The sequence below is a fragment of the Cellulomonas sp. ES6 genome (assembly GCF_030053835.1).
GTDB lineage: Bacteria > Actinomycetota > Actinomycetes > Actinomycetales > Cellulomonadaceae > Cellulomonas.
In genome coordinates this window covers 423,269-448,706 of the sequence record NZ_CP125655.1, presented here as the reverse complement: position 1 = coordinate 448,706, position 25,438 = coordinate 423,269, and the positions used below count along the sequence as shown (strand labels likewise).

At 74.2% G+C, this 25,438-nt stretch carries 25 protein-coding genes; 16 read left to right on the top strand and 9 right to left on the bottom strand.

Annotated elements, in window-relative coordinates:
• The first annotated feature begins 24 nt into the window (after window positions 1–24).
• Entirely contained in the window at window positions 25–1,653 is a 1,629-nt protein-coding gene (arc, locus tag P9841_RS02175) for a proteasome ATPase (protein WP_283320484.1), read from the top strand.
• 63 nt (window positions 1,654–1,716) lie between these two features.
• Here the strand turns inward: arc and P9841_RS02170 are convergent, their stop codons facing one another.
• From P9841_RS02170 to P9841_RS02130, 9 genes are all read right to left on the bottom strand, one after another.
• Window positions 1,717–2,562: an ABC transporter permease gene (locus P9841_RS02170; RefSeq protein WP_283320483.1), complete on the bottom strand. Its 846-nt coding sequence runs from the start codon at window positions 2,560–2,562 to the stop codon at window positions 1,717–1,719.
• Complete coding sequence (locus tag P9841_RS02165) at window positions 2,562–3,314, bottom strand: ABC transporter ATP-binding protein (protein ID WP_459349134.1); 753 nt, start codon at window positions 3,312–3,314, stop codon at window positions 2,562–2,564. Before P9841_RS02165 ends, P9841_RS02170 begins: the two co-directional genes overlap by 1 nt.
• A 53-nt stretch (window positions 3,315–3,367) precedes the next feature.
• Window positions 3,368–4,210 (bottom strand): DUF4097 family beta strand repeat-containing protein, encoded by an 843-nt coding sequence (locus tag P9841_RS02160; RefSeq protein ID WP_283320482.1) that lies wholly within the window; start codon window positions 4,208–4,210, stop codon window positions 3,368–3,370.
• Between the two features lie 106 nt (window positions 4,211–4,316).
• The gene (locus P9841_RS02155; protein WP_283320481.1) at window positions 4,317–4,841 is read right to left on the bottom strand and encodes a histidine kinase; all 525 of its coding nucleotides are present in this window, start codon (window positions 4,839–4,841) and stop codon (window positions 4,317–4,319) included.
• Between the two features lie 120 nt (window positions 4,842–4,961).
• On the bottom strand, window positions 4,962–6,152 hold the full coding sequence (locus tag P9841_RS02150) for an ABC transporter permease (RefSeq protein ID WP_283320480.1): 1,191 nt from the start codon (window positions 6,150–6,152) through the stop codon (window positions 4,962–4,964).
• The gene (locus P9841_RS02145) at window positions 6,149–6,850 is read right to left on the bottom strand and encodes an ABC transporter ATP-binding protein (RefSeq protein ID WP_283320479.1); all 702 of its coding nucleotides are present in this window, start codon (window positions 6,848–6,850) and stop codon (window positions 6,149–6,151) included. Before P9841_RS02145 ends, P9841_RS02150 begins: the two co-directional genes overlap by 4 nt.
• Entirely contained in the window at window positions 6,847–8,211 is a 1,365-nt protein-coding gene (locus tag P9841_RS02140) for a peptidoglycan-binding domain-containing protein (protein WP_283320478.1), read from the bottom strand. Before P9841_RS02140 ends, P9841_RS02145 begins: the two co-directional genes overlap by 4 nt.
• A 2-nt stretch (window positions 8,212–8,213) precedes the next feature.
• On the bottom strand, window positions 8,214–9,122 hold the full coding sequence (locus P9841_RS02135; RefSeq protein WP_283320477.1) for a hypothetical protein: 909 nt from the start codon (window positions 9,120–9,122) through the stop codon (window positions 8,214–8,216).
• 86 nt (window positions 9,123–9,208) lie between these two features.
• Window positions 9,209–9,571, bottom strand: a complete 363-nt coding sequence (locus P9841_RS02130) for a peptidase inhibitor family I36 protein (protein ID WP_283320476.1) — start codon at window positions 9,569–9,571, stop codon at window positions 9,209–9,211.
• Window positions 9,572–9,999: 428 nt separating this feature from the next.
• Between P9841_RS02130 and P9841_RS02125 the strand changes: the two genes are divergently transcribed.
• The 15 genes from P9841_RS02125 (at window position 10,000) to P9841_RS02055 (ending at window position 25,436) form a co-directional block, all read left to right on the top strand.
• Complete coding sequence (locus P9841_RS02125; RefSeq protein ID WP_349306920.1) at window positions 10,000–10,725, top strand: DUF4956 domain-containing protein; 726 nt, start codon at window positions 10,000–10,002, stop codon at window positions 10,723–10,725.
• Window positions 10,722–11,507: a VTC domain-containing protein gene (locus P9841_RS02120; RefSeq protein ID WP_283320475.1), complete on the top strand. Its 786-nt coding sequence runs from the start codon at window positions 10,722–10,724 to the stop codon at window positions 11,505–11,507. Before P9841_RS02125 ends, P9841_RS02120 begins: the two co-directional genes overlap by 4 nt.
• Before the next feature lie 75 nt (window positions 11,508–11,582).
• Window positions 11,583–13,466 carry a carbohydrate-binding domain-containing protein gene (locus P9841_RS02115; protein WP_283320474.1) on the top strand — a complete coding sequence of 628 codons (1,884 nt, stop codon included), beginning with the start codon at window positions 11,583–11,585 and terminating at the stop codon, window positions 13,464–13,466.
• A 59-nt stretch (window positions 13,467–13,525) separates the two neighbouring features.
• Window positions 13,526–15,130, top strand: a complete 1,605-nt coding sequence (gene dop, locus P9841_RS02110; RefSeq protein ID WP_283320473.1) for a depupylase/deamidase Dop — start codon at window positions 13,526–13,528, stop codon at window positions 15,128–15,130.
• A 135-nt stretch (window positions 15,131–15,265) separates the two neighbouring features.
• Complete coding sequence (locus tag P9841_RS02105) at window positions 15,266–15,469, top strand: ubiquitin-like protein Pup (RefSeq protein WP_222172431.1); 204 nt, start codon at window positions 15,266–15,268, stop codon at window positions 15,467–15,469.
• Between the two features lie 3 nt (window positions 15,470–15,472).
• Window positions 15,473–16,324, top strand: coding sequence for a proteasome subunit beta (prcB, locus tag P9841_RS02100; RefSeq protein ID WP_283320472.1), 852 nt, complete (start codon window positions 15,473–15,475; stop codon window positions 16,322–16,324).
• Window positions 16,321–17,037 carry a proteasome subunit alpha gene (gene prcA, locus P9841_RS02095; RefSeq protein ID WP_283320471.1) on the top strand — a complete coding sequence of 239 codons (717 nt, stop codon included), beginning with the start codon at window positions 16,321–16,323 and terminating at the stop codon, window positions 17,035–17,037. The genes prcB and prcA overlap by 4 nt, the downstream gene beginning before the upstream one ends.
• Window positions 17,038–17,052: 15 nt before the next feature.
• Entirely contained in the window at window positions 17,053–18,414 is a 1,362-nt protein-coding gene (pafA, locus tag P9841_RS02090) for a Pup--protein ligase (RefSeq protein ID WP_283320470.1), read from the top strand.
• A 70-nt stretch (window positions 18,415–18,484) separates the two neighbouring features.
• Window positions 18,485–19,378: an FKBP-type peptidyl-prolyl cis-trans isomerase gene (locus tag P9841_RS02085; RefSeq protein WP_283320469.1), complete on the top strand. Its 894-nt coding sequence runs from the start codon at window positions 18,485–18,487 to the stop codon at window positions 19,376–19,378.
• 3 nt (window positions 19,379–19,381) lie between these two features.
• Entirely contained in the window at window positions 19,382–20,152 is a 771-nt protein-coding gene (gene hisF, locus P9841_RS02080) for an imidazole glycerol phosphate synthase subunit HisF (RefSeq protein ID WP_283320468.1), read from the top strand.
• 70 nt (window positions 20,153–20,222) lie between these two features.
• Entirely contained in the window at window positions 20,223–20,852 is a 630-nt protein-coding gene (coaE, locus tag P9841_RS02075; RefSeq protein WP_283320467.1) for a dephospho-CoA kinase, read from the top strand.
• Window positions 20,849–21,505 carry a pyroglutamyl-peptidase I gene (pcp, locus tag P9841_RS02070; protein ID WP_283320466.1) on the top strand — a complete coding sequence of 219 codons (657 nt, stop codon included), beginning with the start codon at window positions 20,849–20,851 and terminating at the stop codon, window positions 21,503–21,505. The genes coaE and pcp overlap by 4 nt, the downstream gene beginning before the upstream one ends.
• Window positions 21,506–21,608: 103 nt before the next feature.
• Window positions 21,609–23,714, top strand: a complete 2,106-nt coding sequence (uvrB, locus tag P9841_RS02065) for an excinuclease ABC subunit UvrB (protein ID WP_283320465.1) — start codon at window positions 21,609–21,611, stop codon at window positions 23,712–23,714.
• Between the two features lie 37 nt (window positions 23,715–23,751).
• Window positions 23,752–24,201 carry a VOC family protein gene (locus tag P9841_RS02060; protein WP_283320464.1) on the top strand — a complete coding sequence of 150 codons (450 nt, stop codon included), beginning with the start codon at window positions 23,752–23,754 and terminating at the stop codon, window positions 24,199–24,201.
• Window positions 24,202–24,395: 194 nt separating this feature from the next.
• Window positions 24,396–25,436: a TerC family protein gene (locus P9841_RS02055; protein ID WP_283320463.1), complete on the top strand. Its 1,041-nt coding sequence runs from the start codon at window positions 24,396–24,398 to the stop codon at window positions 25,434–25,436.
• Window positions 25,437–25,438 lie beyond the last annotated feature (2 nt).

Genomic DNA, 25,438 nt, shown 5'->3' with positions numbered 1-25,438 from the left:
TCGACACGGATCGGAGGCACCGCGATGACCGAACCGACAGCTCGCGACCTGCAGCGCGAGCTCGCCCTGCTGGGCGCGAAGAACGAGCGGCTGTCCGACGCGCTCGTCGCCGCGCGCGACCAGATCATCGAGCTCAAGCGCCAGATCGACGACCTCGCGAAGCCCCCGGGGACGTTCGCGACGTTCCTGACCGCCCGCGAGGACGGCACGGTCGACGTCGTCTCCGCGGGTCGCAAGATGCACGTCGGCGTCAGCCCGGCGCTGGACGTCCACCGGCTGCGGCCGGGCCAGGAGGTCATGCTCAACGAGGCGCTCACGGTCGTCGAGGCCGGCGGCTACGAGCAGGTCGGCGAGCTGGTGACCGTCAAGGAGCTGCTGGGCCGGGACCGCGCCCTGGTCGTCGGACGCGGCGACGAGGAGCGGGTCGTCCGGCTCGCGGGCCAGGTCATGGACGGCACGGTGCGGGTCGGTGACGCGCTGACCGTCGAGGCGCGCAGCGGCTTCGTGTTCGAGCGGGTGCCCCGGGCGGAGGTCGAGGACCTCGTGCTCGAGGAGGTCCCGGACATCGACTACGCCGACATCGGGGGCCTCGGGCCGCAGATCGAGCAGATCCGCGACGCCGTCGAGCTGCCGTTCCTGCACCCGGAGCTGTTCCGCGAGCACGGCCTCAAGCCGCCGAAGGGCGTGCTGCTGTACGGCCCGCCCGGGTGCGGCAAGACGCTCATCGCCAAGGCCGTCGCCCACTCCCTGGCGGCGACGGCGGCGGTCGCGCGCGGCGAGGAGGTCACGGAGGCGAAGTCGTACTTCCTCAACGTCAAGGGCCCCGAGCTGCTCAACAAGTACGTCGGCGAGACGGAGCGGCACATCCGGCTGATCTTCTCCCGGGCCCGAGAGAAGGCGTCCCAGGGGCACCCGGTCGTCGTGTTCTTCGACGAGATGGAGTCGCTGTTCCGCACCCGCGGCACCGGCGTCTCCAGCGACGTGGAGACGACGATCGTGCCGCAGCTCCTCGCGGAGATCGACGGCGTGGAGCGCCTGGAGAACGTCATCGTCATCGGCGCGTCCAACCGCGAGGACATGATCGACCCCGCGATCCTGCGGCCCGGCCGGCTCGACGTGAAGATCAAGATCGAGCGCCCCGACGCCGAGGGCGCCCGGGAGATCTTCGCGAAGTACCTCACCCCGGACCTGCCGATCCACGCGGACGACCTGCGCGAGCACCACGGCTCGGCCACGGACGCCGTCGAGGCGATGATCTCGCGGGCCGTCGAGCGCATGTACTCCGAGAACGAGGAGAACCGGTTCCTCGAGGTCACCTACGCCAGCGGCGACAAGGAGATCCTGTACTTCAAGGACTTCAACTCCGGCGCGATGATCCAGAACGTCGTGGACCGCGCCAAGAAGTCCGCGATCAAGGACCTGCTCGCCACCGGCCAGCGCGGCCTGCGCGTCGAGCACCTGCTGACGGCCTGCGTGGACGAGTTCAAGGAGAACGAGGACCTGCCGAACACCACGAACCCGGACGACTGGGCGCGCATCTCCGGCAAGAAGGGGGAGCGCATCGTGTTCATCCGCACGATCGTCCAGGACAAGAAGGGCGAGGAGGCCTCGCGCCGCATCGAGAACGTGACGAGCACGGGGCAGTACCTGTAGCGGCTCGCGCGGGACGCCGGACGGCGCCGGTCGAGGAGTTCTCGACCGGCGCCGTGCCGCGTGTCAGGCTCGCTCGCGCCGGTAGAGCGCCCGCGACCAGGCGTACCCGGCCCCGCCGACCACGACGCACCAGCCGAGGGCGAGCAGCGTCGTCGGGGTGTCGGGCGCGGTGCCGGTGAGCAGGGCGCGCGTGGTCTCGATGACGGGGGTGAACGGCTGGTACTCGGCGAACCAGCGGACGGCCGCCGGCATGGTGTCGACCGGGACGAACCCGCTGCCGAAGAACGGGAGCACCGTCAGCAGCATGGGCGTGTTCGACGCGGTCTCGACCGAGCGGGCGGACAGGCCGAGCGCCACGCACAGCCACGTGAAGGCGGCGGTCGCCACCGTCAGCAGGCCGGCCAGCGCGAGCCAGCCGAGCGGCCCGGCGTGCGGGCGGTAGCCGATCGCGACCGCGATGCCGAGCACGAGCGCGACGGCGAGCAGGCCCTGGACGACCGTGCCGAGCACCGGCCCGCCGAGCACGGCGCCGGGGGACACGACCATCGTCCTGAAGCGCGCCATGATGCCGCTGGTCGCGTCCATGGCGGAGGTGATGGCGACGCTCTGGGCCGCCCCGACGACGGCGAACAGCAGGATCGCCGGGGTGATGTAGTCGAGGTACGCCGCGCGGCCTTCGGCGCCCGGCGCCGCGCCCGGGACGACGCCCGCGCCGAACGCCCCGCCGAACACGTAGACGAACAGCAGGAGCAGGGCGACCGGGATCGCGACGGTGAACCCGGTCAGGCCCGGGTAGCGCACCGCGCGGAGCAGGTTGCGGCGCAGCATCGTCAGGGTGTCGGCCACGGGCCGGGTGGTGGGGGCGACGGACGGGCGCGGCGCGTGGGCCGCAGCGGTCGCGGCGGTCATCACGCCACCTCCGTCGCGGCGGTCGGCTCGGTCAGGCGCAGGAACACGTCGTCGAGGGACCCGGCGTCGTGGGCGGACTTGAGCTCGGCCGGCGTGCCCTCGGCGACGACGCGCCCGCCGTCCAGGACGGCGACGCGGTCGGCGAGCAGGTCGGCCTCCTCGAGGTACTGCGTCGTCAGCAGGATGGTCGTCCCGCCGGCCACGAGCGCGCGGACCTCGTCCCACAGCGCCCGGCGGCTGCGCGGGTCGAGGCCGGTCGTCGGCTCGTCGAGGAACACCACGGCCGGGTCGCCGACGAGGGTCATCGCCAGGTCGAGCTTGCGGCGCATGCCGCCCGACCAGGTGGACACGGGCTTGCGCGCGGCGTCCGTCAGCCCGAACCGGGTCAGCAGCGCCCCGGCGCGCTCCCGGCCCTCGCGGCGCCCGAGGTGGTGCAGGGCGGTCATCAGCCGCAGGTTCTCGGTCCCGGTCAGCAGGTCGTCGACGGCGGAGACCTGCCCCGTCACGCCGATGGCGGCCCGGACGGCCTGCGGCTCGGCGACGACGTCGTGGCCGGCGACGCGGACGGTGCCGGCGTCCGGCGCGAGCAGCGTCGCGAGGACGCCGACGGTGGTGGTCTTGCCGGCGCCGTTGGGCCCGAGCAGGGCGGTCACGGTGCCGGCGGGGACGGCCAGGTCCACGCCGTCCAGGACGACGTGGTCGCCGTAGGACTTGCGCAGGCCGCGGACGTCCACGGCGAGGTCGGTGTGCACGGCGGTCTCCTTCCGGGTCGGGTGGTGCGGTGAGCGGTCGCGGGTCGCGCCCGTCACGGACGGCGGACGACGACGTCGCCGTAGCCGGTGGACGCGTGGACCTCGGCGGTGGCCTCGTCCTCGACGGGGCCGGCCGCGGGGGTGAGCTGGTTGCGCACGGCGCCGTGCTGGGACGCGACGTCGAGCCAGGCGGCCGTCCCGTGGGGGACCCCGACCTCGATCGACCCGTAGGACGTGCTGAGGTCGACGCTGCCCGACTCCACGCGCTCGACGCGGATGCCGGCGTGGGCGGAGCGGGCGGTGAGTGTCCCGGTGACGCGGCCGACCGCGATGTCGCCGTGGGCGCCGACGACCTGCAGCGTGCCGGTCACGGCGTCGACGGTGGTGGTGCCGTTGCTCGCACGTACGGTGCCCTCGCCGGCGACGTCGGCCAGGCGGACCGAGCCCGCGCTCGCGCGGACGGCGACCGGGCCGGTCACCCGGCGCACGACGACGGTGCCGGCGGCGGCGCGCAGGTCGACCCGGTGCGCCTCGTCGACGCGCGCGTCGCCGGCGCTCAGCGCCAGCTCCACGGCGCCGAGGCGGCCCTCGGTCAGGACGCTGCCGGCCTTGCCGCGCACGTCGGAGCCCTCCGGGAGCTCGACGGTGACGGACGCGGTGCCCGCGCTGAACGGCAGCAGGTACTGCTTCCAGGCGCCGGGCCAGTCGACCGTGACGGTGCCGTCGTCGTGCTGGACCCGGACCTCGGCGGCCGCGCGGCGGCTGCCGGAGGACGACGGGTCGGCGGGCAGGACGGTCACGACGACGTCGTCGCGCTCGCCGGCGACGACGTGCAGGGCGGCGACCGGGACGTCGACGGCGAGGACGACCGGGGCGGGTGCGGGGAACGTGGGCATGACGGCTCCAGGGGCGGTGTGCGGGGACGACGACGGGCGCGACGGCCGGGCCTGACGGGCCGGCCTCGCGGTGGGGCGAGGGAGCGGGTGGGCGGGGGTCCGCCGGTCAGCGCACCCAGCCGGTCAGCCGGGTGCTGCCTGCCGGGTCGGGCCGGGGTCGCAGGGAGGGTCGGTCGGGCTGCGGCTCGAGAGCGGCGGCGACCGCCCGCACGAGCCAGGAGTTGACGGAGAGGCCGTCGCGGGCGGCGGCGACCTCGACCTGCGCCTTGAGGTGGTCGGGCAGGCGCAGCGTGGTGCGGGTGGTGGTGCCCTCGTCCGCCTCGGGGGCCACGGGGCCCGGCGCGGCGGCCGGCGGGACCACCGGCGCCGGCGCGGACGGTGCCGGTGCGGCGGGGGAGTCCACGACGAACTCCGGGTCGCCGCCGCGCAGCCGGACGTCCACGGAGCCAGGCGCGAGCTCCGCCGAGATCTCACCGGCGGCGGTCGACAGCGCGTCGAGCAGCACCAGGCGCACGGCGGCGTCGAGCGGTGCGGTGAGCTGCTCGGCCAGCCGGCGGGCGTCGTCGCCGGCGGTCCCGGCGGCGGTGGCGAGGCGGTCCCGGAGGTCCTGGACGTACGGGTCGAGGTGCATGACGTCAGCATGACACCATCGGTGGTGTCATGCAAGGGCCATGTGGTGTCACACGTGGTGTCGCGGCACGACGAGGCAGCGCGTCGTGTTCATCCGGCCCGGCCTCGCTCGGCGCTGGTGTCAGTCGTGCCGGACGGCGAGCGCGGGGCTGATGCGCGACGCGCGGGACGCGGGGTGCAGGGAGGCGACCACCCCGACGGCCAGCCCGAGCGCCGGCGCGGGGAGCGCCCACGTGGGATCCAGGTCGACGGACCACGAGCTCGCGGCCGCGACGACCACGACGACGGAGAGCCCGACCGCCGTGCCGGCCGCGCCGCCGAGCAGTCCCGTCAGGGCGCCCTCGGCGACGACGACGCGGGTGACCTGGCCGCGGGAGGCTCCGAGCGCGCGGCGGAGCCCGATCTCCGGTGTCCGGGCGGTGACGGCGCTGGCCGTCGAGTTGGAGATGAGCAGCGCCGTGATCGCGAGCAGGAGGGCCCCGATCCAGGCGACGAGACGGGCGAACTGGGCCGACACGCCCTGCCGGAGGGACTCGAGCGCGACCACCGGTGACGTCACGAGCAGGTCGGGTCGGTCCGGTCGCACGACGGCCCGGACGACCTCCGCGACGGACGGGCCGCCGCCGACCTCCGAGCGGACCAGGAGCGTGGCGCGCGCGTCCGAGCCCAGGCGCTCGACCCCCTGGAGGTACGGCACGACGATGCTCGCGGCGAGGGCCTCGTCCCGGGTGGTGAGGTAGCCCACGACCTGCACGGTGGCCCCGTCGATCTGCACCGTGAGGCCGGTCGGGTCATCGACCACGGGGACGCCGAGCGCGTCGGCGGCAGCCAGTCCGAGCAGGGCCACGGGCTCGGAGCCGTCGAGGAGCCAGACGGGGGCCTGGCCCGCGCTGCTGTCGCGTGCTGCGAGGTACCCCGACGTCGCGGCGAGGACCGGGACGTCCACGGGTCCGGTCCCGGGCAGCCGCGTGACGAGCCCGTCGACGAGGCCGTCGAGCTCGAGGACGCGCCCTGCCTCCCGGACGAGCGTGAGCTCCCGGACCCGGGCCTCGGTGTCGTCCGGGAAGACGTCCTCGGCACCACCGGCGCGCGCCGACGCCGCGGCGGAGACGGTCAGCGAGTCGACGGTCGAGGCGGCGAGGTCGGCGGCGATCTGGTCCCGCGCGGTCGCCGAGATGCCTGCCGACGACACCAGCGCGCCTGTCGACAGCGCGACACCGACCAGGATCGTCACCGCTCGCGACCTCGCGACCACGAGCTCGGCCGTGACGTCGTCCACCAGGTCGGTCCAGGAGGTCCGCAGCCGGCTCACCGGCGGTCACCTGGGTCCGTGTCGTCCGACGGGAGCAGCTCCCCGTCACGGAGCCGCAGCGCGCGGTCCGCCCAGCGCGCGACGCGGTCGTCGTGGGTGATGACGACGACGGCGACACCGTCCTGCGCCTGGCTGTCGAACAGGTCCAGCACGGACGAGGCGTTGTCCGGGTCGAGGTTCCCGGTCGGCTCGTCCGCCAGGATCACCGCCGGTCGGGAGACGAACGCGCGGGCGAGGGCGAGGCGCTGCTTCTCGCCCCCGGAGAGCAGGCGTCCCTCGGCGTGCGCGCGAGCGGAGAGTCCCACCCGCTCGAGCGCCGCGGCCACCTGCTGCCGGCGACCGGAGCGGTCCGTGCCGAGGACGGCCAGCTTGAGCGCGACGTTCGCGGCGCACGAGCGGCGGCCGAGCACGTGGTGGTCCTGGAAGACGAAGCCGAGGTGGACCGCGCGGAACGTGTCGCGCTCCCGCCGGGAGAGCGAGGTCGTCTCGCGACCGAGCAGCGAGAGACGCCCGGCGGTCGGCTCGTCGAGCAGTCCCAGCAGGTTCAGGAGGGTCGACTTGCCGGCACCGGATCGCCCGGTGATCGCGACCCGCTCGCCGTGGTGCACCGCGAGGTCGACGCCCGTGAGCACGGGGACGGGAGGTGAGGCGTCGTAGGTCTTGGCCAGGCCGGCCGCGTGCAGGGCGGGTGCCGTCACGGTGCCCGACCGAGCAGGACGTGGTCGCCGACCTCCAGCGCGCCGTCCTCCGGGAGCTCGAGCAGCGCGAACCCGTCAGCCGTCCGGCTGACGACGACGGGCACCGCCCGGGTCTCGGGCACGTCGGGATCGGCGGGACGCGGCTCGACCAGGAGCACGAACGACCCGTCGCCCTCGCTGCGGACCGCCACGATCGGCACCGCCGGGCCGGACTCGATCTCGGGGACGCCGTCCGGCACCGCGACCACGGCGGCTCCCGGGTCGATCGTGACCGGGGCGTCTGCCGGGAAGGCCAGGGTGACGTCGAACCCGGGCACCCGGTCGTCGTCCTGGTCGGAGGTGAACTCGCCCCGCGCGACGACCGTGGCGGGCATGCTCGCTCCGGGGTCGTCGACGGCCTGCACCTCCACGCTCGTCCCGACCGGGAAGGCGTCGTCGTGCTCGACGCCGACGCGCAGCACCGCGGACGGTGCCCCGGCGCGCAGCCGCACGGCGGGGGTGGTGGTGTCCACGAGCGTGTCGGGCGCCGCGGCGTGCACCACGGTCGCCGTCCCGGTGGGGATGCGGACGATCTCGGCCGCGGGCAGCGGCGTGTCCGCGGCGGCGGCCGTGTCGGCGGCCTCCTGCCGCGCCGAGGCGACGAGGGCGGCAGCGGCAGACAGGTCGGCCTCGGCCTCGGACGTGGCCCCGCTCGTCCCCGCCTCTCGGACGACGTCGTCCCGGATCTGCCTGGCTCGTCGTTCGGCCGCGACGGCCGCCTCGAGCGCGATCCGGGCGTCCTGCGCGGCCAGCACCAGGTCGTCGGCGGCACCGGGCGGGTCGGCCCCGGCCTGCCGGTACAGGTCCCGGACGGCGGCGGACGTCCGGGGCCCGAACTGGCCGTCGGCTCCCCCGGAGTACAGGCCGAGGCCCGTCAGCGACTGCTGGAGCGCGGCGACGTCCGCCCCGCTGTCGCCCGGGACGAGGTCGCGGTAGAGGCGGAACGGCAGCTCGAGCACGAGGACGGGTCTGCCCGAGACCTCGGCGACGCGCGCGCCTGCCGGCACCACCTGGCCGGCCTCGACCGGTGCCGCGGTCACGACGGCGACGGAGTCCCCGTGGCCGGACGGTGCGTCCACGATCGCGCCGACCTCGAGCGTCCCCACCGCCTGCGGACGATCGACCGGGAACTCCCGCCACTCGACCTCCAGCGTGGTGGTCGAGGCGCGCTCGGAGTTCGCCGAGGCGGCCTCCCACGGCGACCGCACCAGCGAGCCGACGACGAAGGCGCACAGCGTGACGGTGAGCGAGCACACCAGCCACCACAGCAGCCACCCGCGGCGTGGCGGCGCTCCGTCGGAGGCGGAGGGACGGCCCGGCATCCTCACCGGGACGCCTCCGACAGCAGGGTGGCCGCGAGGTCGAGCGCCTCGTCGACCGATCCCCGCTGCTCCGCGAGCTCGTGCGCGTACCGGCGGATGATCGGCGCCTGGAGGCCCGCCTCGATGTCGGCCATGCGGCGGGTGAAGTCGACGGAGTCCTTGCAGCGCACCACGGAGACGGCGAGCTCGATCTGCGCCTGCGTGATCTCTCTCCCGTTCGCCCCCTCCGGCAGCCACGGTGCGTCGTCCGCCGGTTCGAGGCCCTCGGCGGCGTAGCAGCGCGCGAGCTCGTCGATGAGCGCGCGGGCCCCGTCCTCGTCCGGCAGACCGTCCCGGACCGCCTCGACGGCGTCCGTCCAGGAACCGGTGACGATCGTGGCATCCAGCAGGGCCTCCACGTCGTCGTCCGCGTTGCAGGCGTCGATGACGGCCCAGTCGTCGTCGGTCAGCTCGTCGTCCGCTCCGGCCCCGGGCGCGACCTCGGTGGCGCCGGCGGGCTCGGGCGCGCCGGCGATCTCGTTCGCCGCCATGTCACGCAGCGACATCGGTGGCACGAAGGCGAACCGCGCGGCCTGGTCGGCCGTCCACGGTCCGAAGTAGTGCTCCGACGCGTAGACCGGGTCGTCGCTCAGGGGCGGCGGGTCGAAGGTGACGCCGGAACCCGCGGCGCACAGCGCCACGGCAGCGGACGCGCCTGTCGCCAGGATGTCGTTCTCGTAGAAGTCCGGGACCAGGCGGTCGAAGGGGAGGACGACGGCACCCGACGCGGGGTCGAGGTCCACGGTGAGGTCGATCCCGAGCGCCGCGACGTCCTCGCTCGTCGCGTCCGGCGCACCGGCGCAGGCGGCGAGCGCCAGCACGAGGCTCGTCGCCGTCAGGTACCGACCAGGTGATCTGCGCGAGTCCGGCACGGCGGGCTCCCTCTCCTGTTCGTGATCGATGGGGACGGCTCGCGGGGCGGCGGCGCGCGCACGCGGCCGCCGCCCCGCGGGTCCCGTCAGCAGCCCGTGAAACGCGTCGCGTCGATGTTGTCGTCGAACGAGACTCCCGGCTTGTCGCCGGCGCCGTTGCGCAGATCCGGGTCGCGGTAGTTCGTCTTCATGAGCGTCCGCGAGAACAGGCGGAACGTCCCGCCGCCCGGCGAGTTCGTGAGGATGTTCCAGCTCGTGTAGAAGTCCGTGTACTTGCACGTGCCGCCATTGACCGAGACGGACGTCGCACGATTGTGGAAGCCCTGGGACGCCCAGTTGGCGGTGACCTTCTGGGTGCCGAACATCGCGCCGTCGAAGTCGAGGTGCTCGTACCCGCAGACGTATCCCTTGGCGCACAGGCCGTCACCGGCGCTCGCCGGGACTGCCATCACTCCGAGTGCCGCCGCTGTGGCGATGGCGATCATCGTCGTGCGGATAGTGCTCGTGCGCAGCATCTCCTGCTCCGTCCTCCTGCCGGACCCCCCGGTGGGCGACGATAGGGGCCTGCGCTTCCGCTGAGTGGTCCGGTCGTCGCGATGGGGTGGAGTGCGCGGTTCCGGTGAGTGGCCTGGTCGTCGCGATGGGGTGGAGCGCGCGGCTCGCTGAGTGGTCGGGCGGTGGTGACCGGGTGGCGCACGCGGCCTGACCGGGCGCTCGTGCGAGCGAGCGGCTGAGCGGTCGCCCCGACCGGTTCCCGAACCCAGGGGCCAGGATCCACACGGCGTCCTGGCGCCGTCCACAGCAGCGGCACAGCACTGCGCTGCTGGATGGTCGTACCCGGTTCACCGGGTGTTCACCCCCGACCCGTGAGGTGCCTGTGCTCCCCGAGACCCTGCCCGTCGCCGTCCTGTTCGTGGCCGACCTCGTCGCGATCGGCCTGCTGACCTTCGCCGTCTACTTCCCCCGGCACCGCCGGCGCGACCTGGTGGTCGCGTTCCTCGGCGTGAACGTCGGCGTGCTGGCGGTCGCCGGTGCGCTGGCCGGCGCGACCGTCGGAGCCGGCCTGGGTCTCGGCCTGTTCGGCGTGCTGTCGATCATCCGGCTCCGGTCCTCCGAGATCGACCAGCGCGAGGTCGCCTACTACTTCGCGTCCCTGGCGCTCGGGCTGATCGGCGGGCTGGGCGGCTCGCTCGGCGGGACCGCCCTGGTGCTCATGGCGCTCGTGGTGCTGGCGCTCGTCGTCGGCGACCACCCGCGGCTGCTGCGGCGCTACCGGCAGCAGGTCGTCGTGCTGGACCGGGCGGTCCCGGACCACGACGCGCTGGTGGCGCACCTGGAGGGGCTGCTCGGTGCACGGGTGCACGGCGTGACCGTGCAGCGGCTCGACCTGGTCGACGACACCACGGTGGTCGACGTGCGGTTCTCCGAGAACCGGGCGCGCGCGGCCGGTGCGTCGGGCGGCGCGGCGTCCTGGGCGGTGCGGCGCGGCTCCGCGGCGGAGGGCGGCGCACAGCCGCAGCCCGCCCCGCAGCAGGCCTGGTCCGCCGCCTCCGACTCCGCCGGTGCCTCCGGTGCCTCGAGCCTGTCGGAGGTGGCCCGGTGACCACGGACCTGACGACCGCGGACCCGACGACCCTCGACCACCTGCCCGGTGTGGGGCTCGACGAGCTCCAGCTCACCGCCGCGCTGCAGACGCGGGTCGACCGCAAGTACGTGCTCCCGGTCGCGGCGCTGCCCGACCTGCTCGGCGCGCTCCCCGCCGGCACCCGGCGACTCGTCATCGACGGCCGCGACGCGTTCGGGTACGAGTCGGTGTACTTCGACACCCCGGAGCTCGACGCGTTCCACCTGGCGGCCGGGCGCCGGCGCCGGCGGTACAAGGTACGGACCCGCACCTACCGGGACACCGGCGGCTGCTGGCTCGAGGTGAAGACCCGCGGCCCGCGCGGCACGACCGTCAAGGAGCGTCGCGAGCACGACGCGGCGGCCGCCGGCGCGGTCGGCGACGCCCTCGGCTTCGTCGAGGACACGCTGCGTCGGCAGGGTCTGCGGGCCGACGGGCTCGACCTGCACCCGACCCTGACCACCCGCTATCGCCGCCGGACGCTGCTGCTCCCGGACGGTGCCCGGACCACGGTCGACACCGGCCTGGAGTGGCACGGGCTCGAGCTGCACCGGGCCGCGGGCGCCTCGGCCGCCGTGCCGGAGCATGTCGTCGTCGAGACCAAGAGCGTCGCCGGGGCCTCCGCCGCGGACCGCGCGCTCTGGTCGCTCGGGCACCGGCCTTCCCGCATCTCCAAGTACGCGACCGGGCTGGTGGTCCTGGACCCCACGCTCGCCGGACGCCCCTGGCGCCGCACGCTGCGCCGCACCCTCACCCCCTGACCCGACCCGCGGCGACCTGCGCCGGCCCGACCGGCTGCCCGCGTCCGCCGTCCCCACCCGACCCCGGAGGTTCCCATGCGCCGACCCCACCACCGCGTCCTCGCCCTCGCCGCCCCGGCCGTCCTCGTGAGCCTGCTCCTCGCGGGCTGCTCCGTGGACGCGCTGGCCGGCTCCGGCACCACGACGACCACGACCACCGCCGAGGACGGCACCGCGACGACGGTCACGGACGTCGCAGCCGGCTCGACCGCCGAGCAGGTGCTGGCCGCGGACGCCGAGGTGCACGAGGTGGCCGACGCGGGGAGCGCCGCGGCCTCGATCACGCTGGACGGCAGCTCCGCGAGCGTCGACGGCGACTCGGACGGCGTCACCGTCGACGGCTCGACGGTGACGATCACCGCGGGCGGCACCTACACCCTGAGCGGCACGCTGTCCGACGGCCAGGTGGTCGTCGACGCCGGCGACGAGGTCGTGCACGTGGTGCTGGACGACGTCGACGTCACGTCCACGACCGGCTCCGCGCTGGCGGTCGTGTCCGCCGGCTCCGTGGTGGTCGTGCTCGCGGACGGCTCGCAGAACGCGCTGACCGACGCCGCCACGTACGCCGACACGTCGGACGACGCCCCGAACGCGGCGCTGTTCAGCAGCGCCGACCTCACGATCACCGGCGACGGCTCGCTCACGGTCGCCGGCAACGCGAACGACGGCATCACCTCGAAGGACGGCCTGGTGGTCGAGGGCGGCACGATCACCGTCGACGCCGTGGACGACGGCATCCGCGGCAAGGACTACCTGGTCGTGGACGGCGGCACGCTCGACGTGACAGCCGGCGGCGACGGGCTGACGTCCGACCAGGACTCCGACGCCGCGAAGGGCTTCGTCGTCCTGGCGGGCGGCGACGTCACGCTCACCACCGGGGGCGACGGCGTGGACGCGGCGACGGACGTGGTCGTCACCGGTGGCACCGTCACGGTCGAGGCCGGCGGCGGCAGCGGCACCGAGCCGACCGACGAGACGTCGACCAAGGGCCTCAAGGGCGGCGCGTCGGTCGTCGTCGGCGGCGGCACCGTGACCGTCGACTCCTCCGACGACGCCCTGCACTCCGACGGCATCGTGTCGGTCACCGACGGCGACCTCACGCTGTCCACGGGCGACGACGGCGTGCACGCCGACCTGGCGCTCGACGTCAGCGGCGGCACGCTCGAGGTCGTCACGTCGTCCGAGGGCCTGGAGGCCGAGGCGATCACGATCGCGGGCGGCGACCTGGCCGTCACGGCCTCGGACGACGGGCTCAACGCCTCGGAGGCCGGCAGCAGCACCGCCGAGGGCGGTGGGGGAGCCGCGGGCGGTCCGCAGGGCGAGGCCGCGGGCGCCGCGACCCTCACCATCACCGGCGGCACGCTCGCCGTCGACGCGGGTGGTGACGGGCTCGACTCGAACGGCTCCCTGACGATGTCGGGCGGCGTCGTGGTCGTGAACGGGCCCACGAACGACGGGAACGGCGCCCTGGACTCCAACGGCACGCTCGCGGTGACGGGCGGCACGCTCGTGGCGGCCGGCTCGTCGGGCATGGCGGAGGCCCCCGACGCGGACGGTCAGGGATGGGTCTCCGCGACCTTCGACAGCGCGCAGCCCGCCGGTACCACGCTGGCGGTCGTCGACGCGGACGGCACGGTCGTCGCGACCTTCACCCCGGCCAAGGCCCTCAGCTCCCTGGTGGTCTCGTCCTCGGCGATCACCGCCGGCGAGACGTACACGGTCGTCTCCGGGGCGCAGTCCTCGGGCGACGTGGTCGCGGGGTACAGCGAGAGCGGGGACGCCTCGGGCGCCACGGAGCTGCTGACCGTCACCGCCGGCGAGCACACCGCCGGCAGGGGCGGCGGGGCGATGGGCGGGGGGCCCGGCGGCGACGGCGCCACCCGCGGCGGCGGGATGCCCGGCGGCGGCGCGGACGCCTGAGGGGACCGGCCCGCCCGAGGGCCCGGGGCCGACGGCTCCGGGCCCGTAGGCTGGCAGGCGTGACCGTGCGCCGCGTGATGGGGATCGAGACCGAGTACGGCGTGCTGCAGCCCGGCCGCCCCACCGCCAACCCCATGCTGCTGTCCAGCCACGTGGTGGCGGTGCACGCCGCCGCCCGCGGGGCCGGCCGCACCAGGGCCCGGTGGGACTACGACGACGAGGACCCGCTGCAGGACGCACGCGGTTTCCACCTGCAGCGCGCGGCGGCGCACCCGTCGCTGCTGACGGACGACCCGGCCCGGCCCGCACCGTCGGGCGACGGCCCGCAGGAGGTCGCCCGCTCGCTGGTGGAGGAGTACGAGGACCCCGGTGCGGCGAACGTCATCCTCACCAACGGCGCGCGCCTGTACGTCGACCACGCCCACCCCGAGTACTCGTCGCCGGAGGTGACCAACCCGCTCGACGCCGTGCGCTGGGACCGGGCGGGCGAGCTCGTCATGCTGGCCTCGGTGCGCGCCCTGGCGTCGACCGCCGCGCTGCCCGACGTGGCGCTCTACAAGAACAACGTCGACGGCAAGGGCGCGACCTACGGCACCCACGAGAACTTCCTCGTCGACCGCGCGGTGCCGTTCGCGGACCTCGCCGCGCGGGTGATGCCGTTCCTGGTGACCCGCCAGGTCTTCACGGGCGCCGGCCGCGTCGGCCTGGGCCAGCGGGGCGAGGAGGCCGGGTTCCAGCTCTCCCAGCGGGCGGACTACATCGAGGCGGAGGTCGGCCTCGAGACGACCCTGCGCCGCCCGATCGTCAACACCCGTGACGAGCCGCACGCCGACCCGGACCGCTGGCGCCGGCTGCACGTCATCATCGGGGACGCGAACCTGCTGGAGGTGCCGACGTACCTCAAGCTCGGCACGACGTCCCTGGTGCTGTGGCTGGTCGAGCGCATCGCGTCCGGCGCCGCCGCCGACCTGGCGACCGCGCTGGACCGCCTGGCGCTCGCCGACCCGGTGCGCGCCGTGCACACCGTCAGCCACGACCTCACGCTGACCGCGCGCCTGCCGCTCGCCGACGGGCGCCGGCTGACCGCGCTCGAGGTGCAGCGCGAGTATCTCGCGGCCGTCCGCACCGCGCTCGGGCGGGGCGCCGCGGAGGTCGACGCGCAGACCGCGGACGTCGTCGCGCGCTGGGGCTCGCTGCTGGAGCGGCTGGGGTCGGACCCCGCGTCGTGCGCCCGGGAGGTGGAGTGGCTCGCCAAGATGCGGCTGCTCGAGGGGCTCCGGCGGCGCGACCACCTGGACTGGGACCACCCGCGCCTCGCCGCCGTCGACCTGCAGTGGTCCGACGTGCGACCCGAGCGCGGGCTGTACCACCGGCTCGTCGGCGCGGGAGCGGTCGAGCGCCTCGTGACGGACGAGGCGGTCGCGTCGGCCGTGTCGCACCCGCCGGAGGACACGCGCGCGTACTTCCGCGGCGAGACGATCGCCCGCTTCGGCACGCACGTCTCGGCGGCGTCCTGGGACTCGGTCGTCTTCGACGTCCCCGGGGCGCCGACGCTCCGGCGCGTCCCCATGCGCGACCCGCTGCGCGGCACGCGGGCGCACGTCGAGGGCCTGCTGGCGGGCTCGCCGGACGTCGCCAGCCTGCTGGAGGCGCTCGGCTCCTGACGCCCCCGCCGGCCGGTGCGGGGCGGCGGCCCCGTGGCGCACGCGAACCCGCGCCGACCAGGGCCTAGGGTGGTGCCACTGCGGTGCCCGGTCCAGCTCTCCGGGCCCCGTCCGGACTACCGCCGGAGGTGGACGATGGCCGACCGATCAGGTCAGGAACGCGCTCGGGACCGCCGCGAGGACGACGAGCCGGTCGACGGCCCGGACGTCGAGCAGGCGACCGCGGCGGCGCAGCAGCGCGACGCGGAGGTCGACGCGCTCCTCGAGGAGATCGACGACGTCCTGGAGACCAACGCCGAGCAGTTCGTGCGCGGGTTCGTGCAGAAGGGCGGGCAGTGACGCGTGCCGACCGACCCGCTGAGCCCCGCGGGGCGGCTGCCCGGCGCCTTCACGACGCCCGGGTCGTCGTCCTTCGTCGACTTCCTGTCCCAGCACGCCCCGGACCTGCTGCCGGGCCGGCGCCCGGCGCTGCCGGTCGGTGAGGTGCCCGCCCCGCACGCCACCACGATCGTCGCGCTGACGTTCGACGGCGGGGTGGTCATGGCGGGCGACCGGCGCGCCACGATGGGCTCGCAGATCGCCTCGCGGGACATCGAGAAGGTCTTCCCGGCCGACGACTACTCGGCCGTCGGGATCGCCGGCACCGCCGGGCTGGCCGTCGAGCTGGTCCGGCTGTTCCAGCTCGAGCTCGAGCACTACGAGAAGATCGAGGGCACGCTGCTCTCGCTCGACGGCAAGGCGAACCGGCTCGCCACGATGATCCGGGGGAACCTCGGGCTCGCGATGCAGGGGCTCGCGGTGGTGCCGCTGTTCGCCGGGTTCGACCTGGACCGCGGCAGCGGACGGATCTTCTCGTACGACGTCACCGGCGGGCGCTACGAGGAGCACCAGCACCACAGCGTGGGCTCGGGGTCCGTGTTCGCGCGCGGCTCGCTCAAGAAGCTCTGGCAGCCGGGGCTCGACGCCGACGCGGCGGTCCGCGTGGCGGTGGAGGCCCTGGTGGACGCCGCCGACGACGACTCGGCGACCGGGGGACCGGACCAGGCGCGCCGCATCTGGCCGGTCGTGGCGACCGTGACCGCCGCGGGCTACCTGCGGGTGCCGCAGGACGCGCTCGGCGAGGTGGTGGCCCGGGTGCTGGCCGACCGCGCCGAGCAGCACGCCCGGGCCCGGCAGGAGGGTGACCCCGCATGAGCATGCCGTTCTACGTCTCGCCCGAGCAGCTCATGAAGGACCGGGCGGACTACGCGCGCAAGGGCATCGCCCGCGGCCGGTCCGTCGTGGTCCTCGCCTACGAGGACGGCATCGCGTTCGCGACCGAGAACCCGTCCCGGGCGCTGCACAAGGTGTCGGAGATCTACGACCGCATCGCCTTCGCGGCGGTCGGCAAGTACAACGAGTTCGAGAACCTGCGGGTGGCCGGCGTGCGGTACGCCGACCTGCGCGGCTACTCCTACGACCGCCGGGACGTCAACGCCCGCGGGCTCGCGAACGCGTACGCCCAGACGCTCGGCACGGTCTTCACCACGGAGTCCAAGCCGCTGGAGGTCGAGCTCGTCGTCGCGGAGGTGGGCGCCGACGCCGCCACGGACCAGATCTACCGGCTGTCGTACGACGGGTCGGTGGCGGACGAGCGCGGGTTCGTGGTCATGGGCGGCCAGGCCGAGCGGCTGCGCGACGAGGTGGCCGGCGCGTGGGTGCCGGGCATGCCGCTCGCCGACGTGCTCGGTCTCGCGGTGCGCGTGCTCGGCACGCCGTCCGACGGCGCCGACGAGGACGACCGCCGCGTCATCCCCGCCGCGCAGCTGGAGGTCGCGGTGCTCGACCGCACCCGGCCGCGGCGGGCGTTCCGGCGCCTGTCCGGCGTCGTGCTGGAGGACCTGCTGGCGTCCGCCGGCGGGGCCTGAGGCCGGGAGGCGAACGTGGACCGACGGATCTTCGGCCTGGAGACCGAGTACGGCGTGACGTGCGCCGCCGACGACGGGCGGGGCCTGTCCGCCGACGAGGTCGCCCGCTACCTGTTCCGCAAGGTCGTGGCGTGGGGCCGGTCGTCGAACGTGTTCCTGCGCAACGGCTCGCGGCTGTACCTCGACGTCGGCTCCCACCCCGAGTACGCCACGGCGGAGTGCGACGACTGGCGCCAGCTGGTCACGCACGACCGGGCGGGGGAGCGGATCCTCGAGGGGCTGGTCGCCGACGCGCAGCAGCGCCTGGAGCACGAGGGCCTGTCGGGCCGGATCCACCTGTTCAAGAACAACACCGACTCCGCGGGCAACTCCTACGGATGCCACGAGAACTACCTGGTGCGGCGGCAGGGCGACTTCTCGCGGCTGTCCGACGTGCTCGTGCCGTTCCTCATCACCCGGCAGGTCCTGACGGGCGCGGGCAAGGTCCTGACCACCCCGCGCGGCGCGGTGTTCTGCCTGTCGCAGCGGGCGGACCACATCTGGGAGTCCGTGTCGTCGGCCACCACGAGGTCGCGGCCGATCATCAACACCCGCGACGAGCCGCACGCCGACGCCGAGCACTACCGCCGGCTGCACGTCATCGTCGGGGACTCCTCGATGTCCGAGACGACCACGATGCTCAAGGTGGGGTCGACCGACCTGGTGCTGCGCCTGGTCGAGGCCGGCCTGCCGATGCGGGACCTCACGCTGGAGAACCCGATCCGCGCGATCCGGGAGATCAGCCACGACGTCACGGGCATGCACCCGGTGACGCTCGCGAACGGCCGGACGGTCACCGCCGTCGACCTGCAGGAGGAGTACCTGGGCCGGGTGCAGGACTGGGTGACGTCCGAGTCCGACCCGACGCCCGAGGTCAAGCAGGTGCTCGACCTGTGGGAGCGCGGGCTGCGGGCGCTGCGCACCGGGGACCTCTCGCTGGTGGAGCGGGAGCTGGACTGGGTCATCAAGTACCGCCTCATCGAGCGGTACCGGGCGAAGCACGGCCTCGACCTGTCGGACGTCCGGGTCGCGCGGATGGACCTCGCGTACCACGACATCTCCCGCACGGAGGGCCTGTACAACCTGCTCGCGCAGCGCGGGCTGGTCGAGCGCGTCACCACGGACGTCGAGGTGTTCGAGGCGACCTCGGTGCCGCCGCAGACCACCCGCGCCAAGCTGCGCGGGGAGTTCGTGCAGGCCGCGCAGGAGGCCCGGCGGGACTACACGGTCGACTGGGTGCACCTCAAGCTCAACGACCAGGCGCAGCGCACCGTCCTGTGCAAGGACCCGTTCCGCAGCGTCGACGACCGCGTCGAGAGGCTCATCGAGTCGATGTGACCGTCCGGGAGGCGGTCCGCGGCCCCGTACAGTGGGCGGCGGATCGTGCAGGACGCTGGGAAGGAACGACGTGCGACGTCTCGTGGCCGCGTGCGCCGCTGCGGCACTGCTGCTCGCGGGGTGCGCCTCGCAGGAGCCCGAGCCCCCCGAGGTGGTCGTGTCCGGTGACGCCGGGCAGGCGCCGACCGTCACCTACCGGACGCCGCTGCGGGTCGCGGAGCCCCTGCACGAGGTGGTCTGGGAGGGCACGGGCCCGGAGCTCGAGGACGGCCGCCCGGTGCTGCTGGACTTCTGGCTCGAGGACGCCTCCGACGCCACGCTCGTCAAGGAGTCCTACAGCTCCAGCCCCACCCCGCGGCTCCTGACCGAGGAGGACCTCGGCAAGGACCTGTACGCCACGCTGTCCGGCCAGCGCGTGGGTGCGCGGCTGCTGCAGATCAGCCCCGCGTCCGACACCGGCTCCTCGTCCTACCCGACGGTGACCGTGCTGGACGTCCTGCCGGTGCGGGCGGACGGCGAGCCCGTCGAGCCGCGCGAGGGTGTCCCCGCCGTGCAGCTCGACGCCGACGGCGCGCCGTCGATCACGCCGACCGGGACGGAGCCGCCGCCCGACCTGGTCGTCCAGCCGCTGCTCCGCGGGACCGGCCCCCAGGTGTCCGAGGGCGACGTCGTGACGGTGCAGTTCACCGGGTTCGTCTGGGCGACCGGCGAGCCGTTCGACTCGACGTGGACCACGGGCAGCCCCTCGACGTTCTCGCTGGACGACGTCCCGGCGTGGTCGGAGGCGCTGGTCGAGCAGACCGTCGGCAGCCAGGTGATGCTCGTCGTGCCGCCGGCGTACGCGCTCGGCGCGACGCAGAGCGAGGAGCTCGCCGGGCAGACCATCGTCTTCGTCATCGACCTGCTCGCGACCCGCGCGCCCGCGTCCGACGACGCCGGCGACGACGCGACCGGGGGGGAGTGAGCCGTGTCCGTCGCGCTGCGGGTGGTCCCGTGCCTGGACGTCGACGCCGGCCGGGTGGTCAAGGGCGTCAACTTCGAGAACCTGCGGGACGCGGGCGACCCCGTCGAGCTCGCCCGCCGGTACGACCGCGAGGGCGCCGACGAGGTGACGTTCCTCGACGTGTCCGCGTCGTCCTCGGACCGCGAGACGACGTACGACGTGGTGCGCCGCACCGCCGAGCAGGTGTTCGTGCCGCTGACCGTCGGCGGCGGCGTGCGCTCCGCGGACGACGTCGACCGGCTGCTGCGCGCCGGCGCCGACAAGGTGGGGGTCAACACCGCGGCGATCGCGCGGCCGGAGCTGATCGCCGAGATCGCCGAGCGGTTCGGCTCCCAGGTGCTCACGCTCTCGGTGGACGCGCGGCGCGTGACCGGGGACGTCCGCACCGACTCGGGGTACGAGGTCACCACGCACGGCGGGCGCCGCGGCACGGGCATCGACGCCGTGGCCTGGGCCGCCCGGGCCGCGGAGCTGGGCGCCGGGGAGATCCTGCTCAACTCGATGGACGCCGACGGCACCACCGCGGGCTTCGACCTGGAGATGCTGCGGGCGGTCCGGCGGGAGGTGCGGGTGCCGCTCATCGCCAGCGGCGGCGCGGGGACCGTCGAGCACTTCGCGGAGGCGGCCGCGACGGGCGCCGACGCCGTCCTCGCGGCCAGCGTGTTCCACTTCGGCACGCTGACGGTCGGCGCGGTCAAGGCGCACCTGCGGGAGCGGGGCTTCGAGGTCCGCTGACGCCCGGCCGCCCGGACGCCGGGGCCGACCCCGGGTGCGGCGAGGCGTCGCGGCACGGCACGATGGGGTCATGCAGCGCATCGGCCTGACCGGAGGGATCGCCGCGGGCAAGTCCGTCGCCGCGACGCGGCTCGAGCAGCGCGGGGCGGTCGTGATCGACTACGACGTCCTGGCCCGGGAGGCGGTGGCGCCGGGCACGCCCGGCCTCGCCGAGGTCGTGGAGGCCTTCGGCGACGGCGTCCTGGCGCCGGACGGCACGCTCGACCGCCCCGCCCTCGCGACGGTCGTGTTCGCCGACCCGGAGGCCCGCGAGCGGCTCAACGCCGTCGTGCACCCCGTGGTGCGGCGGCTCGCGGCGGAGCGCGAGGCGGCGGCCGCCGCCGCGGACGCCGGCGCCGTGGTCGTGCACGACATCCCGCTGCTCGTGGAGTCGGGGTACGCGGGGTCGTTCCACCTGGTCGTCCTCGTGCAGGCGCCCGCGCTGCTGCGGGCGGAGCGGCTCGTGCGGACGCGGGGCATGGACCGGGCGGAGGCCGAGCGGCGCATCGCCGCCCAGGCGACGGACGCCGAGCGCGAGGCCGCCGCGGACGTCGTGCTCGACGGCTCGGGCGCCCCGGCGGACCTGGAGGCCCAGGTCGACGCCCTGTGGGACCGGCTCGCCGCGGAGCGCCGGGACGAGCGCGAGGTCGACGCCCCGTGACCGCGACGGTCCTGCTGACCGGGTTCGAGCCCTTCGAGGGACAGCCGGTGAACGCGTCCTGGGCGGCGGTCCGCGCGGTCGCGGGCGGCTGGTCCGAGACCGACGAGGGGGCCGTGCTCGTCACGGCGCTGCTGCCGGTGTCGTTCGCCCGGGCGCCGCGGCGGCTCGCCGAGCTGCTCGCGCAGGTCCGGCCGGACCTCGTCGTGTGCGTGGGGGAGGCCGGCGGGCGGTCGGCCGTCGGGGTGGAGCGCGTCGCCGTCAACGTGCAGGACGCGCGGATCCCCGACGAGGACGGCGACCAGCCGGTGGACGTGCCGGTCGTGCCCGGCGGGCCGGTCGCGCACCTGTCGTCGCTGCCGGTGAAGGCGTGCCTCGCGGCGGTGCTGGAGGCCGGGGTGCCGGGCGAGGTGTCGAACACCGCGGGGACGTACGTGTGCAACACGGTCGCGTACGCGCTGGCCGACCAGCTCGCCGGGGGCCGGGTGCCCGGGGCGCGCGGCGGCTTCGTGCACGTGCCGCGGCTGCCCGAGCAGGTGCCCGCCGGGAGCGCGTCGCTCGACGCGGGCAGCGCCGCGACGGGCCTCGGGGCCGTGGTGCGGGCCGCGCTGCGGACGACGCAGGACGTCCCGATCGCGGCGGGCACGCTGGCCTGAGCCGTCCGGCGCGGCCGCGCGGGGTGCGTCGCGACCGCACGCCCTGCGCGAACCCGGCGCCCCGGCCGGGGCGCGTGTCGGACCCCGGACGTACGGTGGACGCATGCGTCCCGTGACCGACCTGCAGCGCACCGTCGCCCCCTTCGAGGTGGTGTCCGACTACCGCCCCTCCGGCGACCAGCCGGCCGCGATCGACGAGCTCGCGCGCCGCATCCGGGCGGGGGAGAAGGACGTCACCCTGCTCGGCGCCACGGGTACCGGCAAGTCCGCCACGACGGCCTGGCTGATCGAGCGGCTCCAACGCCCGACGCTCGTCATGGCGCCCAACAAGACGCTCGCCGCCCAGCTCGCGAACGAGTTCCGGGAGCTGCTGCCGAACAACGCGGTCGAGTACTTCGTCTCGTACTACGACTACTACCAGCCCGAGGCGTACATCGCGCAGACGGACACCTACATCGAGAAGGACTCGTCCATCAACGACGAGGTCGAGCGGCTCCGGCACTCCGCGACGTCGTCCCTGCTGACGCGGCGCGACGTCGTGGTCGTCGCGTCGGTGTCCTGCATCTACGGCCTCGGCACCCCGCAGGAGTACGTCGACCGCATGGTCACGCTCGACGTCGGTGACCAGGTGGACCGCGACCAGCTGCTGCGGCAGTTCGTGTCGATGCAGTACGCGCGCAACGACATGGCCTTCACGCGCGGCACGTTCCGCGTGCGCGGCGACACCGTGGAGATCATCCCGGTGTACGAGGAGCTCGCGATCCGCATCGAGTTCTTCGGCGACGAGATCGAGGCCATCCAGACGCTGCACCCGCTGACCGGCGACGTGGTGCGCGAGGAGCGGCAGGTCCACGTGTTCCCCGCGACGCACTACGTCGCGGGTCCGGAGCGCATGGAGCGCGCGATCAGCGGCATCGAGCTCGAGCTCGAGCAGCGTCTGGCGGAGCTCGAGCGGCAGAACAAGCTGCTCGAGGCGCAGCGCCTGCGCATGCGCACGACCTACGACATCGAGATGATGCGGCAGATCGGGTCGTGCTCCGGCATCGAGAACTACTCGCGGCACATCGACGGCCGTGCCGCCGGCACCGCGCCGAACACCCTCCTGGACTACTTCCCCGAGGACTTCCTGCTCGTCATCGACGAGTCGCACGTGACCGTCCCGCAGATCGGCGCGATGTACGAGGGCGACATGTCGCGCAAGCGGAACCTCGTCGACTTCGGCTTCCGGCTGCCGAGCGCCATGGACAACCGCCCCCTGCGGTGGGAGGAGTTCGTCGAGCGCATCGGGCAGACGGTCTACCTGTCCGCCACCCCGGGCGACTACGAGCTCGCCCAGTCCGACGGGGTCGTCGAGCAGATCATCCGGCCCACCGGGCTGGTCGACCCCGAGGTCGTCGTCAAGCCGACCAAGGGACAGATCGACGACCTGCTCGACGAGATCCGCCAGCGCGTCGAGAAGGACGAGCGCGTGCTGGTCACGACGCTCACCAAGAAGATGGCCGAGGACCTCACGGACTACTTCCTGGAGAAGGGCGTCCGGGTGCGGTACCTGCACTCCGAGGTGGACACGCTGCGGCGCGTCGAGCTGCTGCGCGAGCTGCGGATGGGCGAGTACGACGTGCTGGTCGGCATCAACCTGCTGCGCGAGGGCCTGGACCTGCCCGAGGTGTCGCTCGTCGCGATCCTCGACGCCGACAAGGAGGGCTTCCTGCGCTCCGGCAAGTCGCTGATCCAGACCATCGGCCGAGCGGCGCGCAACGTGTCCGGCCAGGTGCACATGTACGCCGACAAGATCACGCCCGGCATGGCCCTCGCCATCGAGGAGACCGAGCGCCGGCGCGAGAAGCAGATCGCGTACAACACCGCGCACGGCATCGACCCGCAGCCGCTGCGCAAGCGCATCGGCGACATCACCGACCTGCTCGCGCGCGAGGACGCCGACACCGCCGAGCTGCTCGGCGGCAACGGCCGGCAGTCCAGCCGCGGCAAGGCGCCCGTCCCCGGGCTCGGCTCCAAGGCGCAGCCGGCCACCGAGCGCACGAAGCTCGCCGGTGCCGCCGCGGGCGAGCTCGCGGACCTCATCCAGGAGCTGTCGGACCAGATGCACGCCGCGGCGGGGGAGCTGCAGTTCGAGCTGGCGGCCCGGCTGCGGGACGAGATCTCGGGGCTCAAGAAGGAGCTCCGGCAGATGCACGCCGCGACGGCCTGACCCCGTCCGCCCCACCCGCCCGTCCTCGGAGGCCGCCATGTCCCTGCAGGTCCAGGTCGTGATCGACTGCCACCACCCCAGCGCGCTCGGCCGGTTCTGGATCGCCGCGCTCGACTACGTCGAGGAGCCGCCCCCGCCGCCGTTCGCGAGCTGGGACGAGGCGATGGACGCGTGGGGGATCGGCCCGGACGACGACCGGGACCCCGCCTACGCGATCGTCGACCCCGCCGGGGCCGGCCCCCGGGTGTTCTTCCAGAAGGTCCCGGAGGACAAGGTCGTCAAGAACCGCGTGCACCTGGACGTGCGCTGGTCCGACGCGCAGGGCGTGGACCGGCAGGACCGGGCGGCGAAGCTCGCCGCGGCGCGGCAGCACGCGGAGGCGCTGGTGGCCGCCGGCGGGATGGTGCTGCGCGAGGTCGACGACCCGCGCGAGGGCGCGTGGGTGGTCATGGCGGACCCCGAGGGGAACGAGTTCTGCGTGGCGTGACGCGCCGCACCCCCGTCCCGTGCTGTGCGTGTGGGACTGATGACCTATGCTGGCGCACGCAGTGGAGGGGAGTATCCCGACACGACGCCCCCGTCATCACGGTCGCCTCCGTAGCCGGCCCGGGGCCGTCGGCCCGGTCAGCACCGGGTGGGAGAGACCTCCGGTACTCAGTCGTCTGTACCGGAGGGTGATCCATGTCCGTGGACCTGTGGGTCTGGATCGCGACAGGTGTCGCGATCGTCGGGATGCTCGTGTTCGACTTCTTCGCGCACGTCCGCACGCCGCACGCGCCGTCGTTCCGTGAGGCCGCGACGTGGTCGACGGTCTACATCGTGCTGGCGATCGTGTTCGGCATCGGGCTCGGCATCGTGTGGGGCTGGGACCACGGCACCGAGTACTTCGCCGGGTACGTGACCGAGAAGAGCCTCTCGGTCGACAACCTCTTCGTCTTCCTCATCATCATGACGAAGTTCGCGGTGCCGCGGGAGTTCCAGCAGAAGGTGCTGCTGGTGGGCGTCGCGATCGCGCTCGTGCTGCGCACCGTCTTCATCCTCGTGGGTGCCGCCGCGATCGAGCAGTGGTCCTGGGTCTTCTACCTGTTCGGCGCGTTCCTGGTCTACACCGGCATCAAGCTCGCCCGGGAGAAGCACGACGAGGACGAGCTGTCCCACGCCGGCGAGCGCAAGGACGGCCTGGCGGTCACGCTGCTCAAGCGGGTCCTGCCGACCACCGAGGAGTACCACGGCGACCGGCTGACCACGCGCATCGACGGCAAGCGCCTCATCACCCCGATGCTGCTCGTCATGGTCGCGATCGGCGCCACCGACGTGCTGTTCGCGCTCGACTCGATCCCCGCGATCTACGGCCTCACGCAGGAGCCGTACATCGTGTTCACGGCCAACGCGTTCGCGCTGCTGGGCCTGCGGCAGCTGTACTTCCTCATCGGCGGCCTGCTCGAGCGCCTCGTGTACCTCAACAAGGGCCTCGCGTTCATCCTGGCGTTCATCGGCGTGAAGCTCGTGCTGCACGCGATGCACGTCAACGAGCTGCCCTTCATCAACGGCGGCGAGCACATCGACTGGGCCCCCGAGATCCCCACGTGGCTCTCGCTGCTCGTGATCCTCGGTACGCTCACCGTCGCCACGATCGCGAGCCTCGCCAAGACCCGGCGCGACCGCGACGCCGCGCCGGCCGCCGTGACCGCCGCGCAGGAGCCCGCCAGCAAGGAGCACTGACC

Coding starts and splice junctions, on each gene's coding strand:
- P9841_RS02105 (WP_222172431.1), top strand. CDS start 15,266: ATGGCCGACCGATCAGGTCAGGAACGCGCTCGGGACCGCCGCGAGGAC.
- uvrB (WP_283320465.1), top strand. CDS start 21,609: ATGCGTCCCGTGACCGACCTGCAGCGCACCGTCGCCCCCTTCGAGGTG.
- coaE (WP_283320467.1), top strand. CDS start 20,223: ATGCAGCGCATCGGCCTGACCGGAGGGATCGCCGCGGGCAAGTCCGTC.
- P9841_RS02130 (WP_283320476.1), bottom strand. CDS start 9,571: ATGGCAGTCCCGGCGAGCGCCGGTGACGGCCTGTGCGCCAAGGGATAC.
- P9841_RS02160 (WP_283320482.1), bottom strand. CDS start 4,210: ATGCCCACGTTCCCCGCACCCGCCCCGGTCGTCCTCGCCGTCGACGTC.
- arc (WP_283320484.1), top strand. CDS start 25: ATGACCGAACCGACAGCTCGCGACCTGCAGCGCGAGCTCGCCCTGCTG.
- P9841_RS02170 (WP_283320483.1), bottom strand. CDS start 2,562: ATGACCGCCGCGACCGCTGCGGCCCACGCGCCGCGCCCGTCCGTCGCC.
- prcA (WP_283320471.1), top strand. CDS start 16,321: ATGAGCATGCCGTTCTACGTCTCGCCCGAGCAGCTCATGAAGGACCGG.
- P9841_RS02115 (WP_283320474.1), top strand. CDS start 11,583: ATGCGCCGACCCCACCACCGCGTCCTCGCCCTCGCCGCCCCGGCCGTC.
- P9841_RS02055 (WP_283320463.1), top strand. CDS start 24,396: ATGTCCGTGGACCTGTGGGTCTGGATCGCGACAGGTGTCGCGATCGTC.
- P9841_RS02060 (WP_283320464.1), top strand. CDS start 23,752: ATGTCCCTGCAGGTCCAGGTCGTGATCGACTGCCACCACCCCAGCGCG.
- P9841_RS02140 (WP_283320478.1), bottom strand. CDS start 8,211: ATGCCGGGCCGTCCCTCCGCCTCCGACGGAGCGCCGCCACGCCGCGGG.
- P9841_RS02155 (WP_283320481.1), bottom strand. CDS start 4,841: ATGCACCTCGACCCGTACGTCCAGGACCTCCGGGACCGCCTCGCCACC.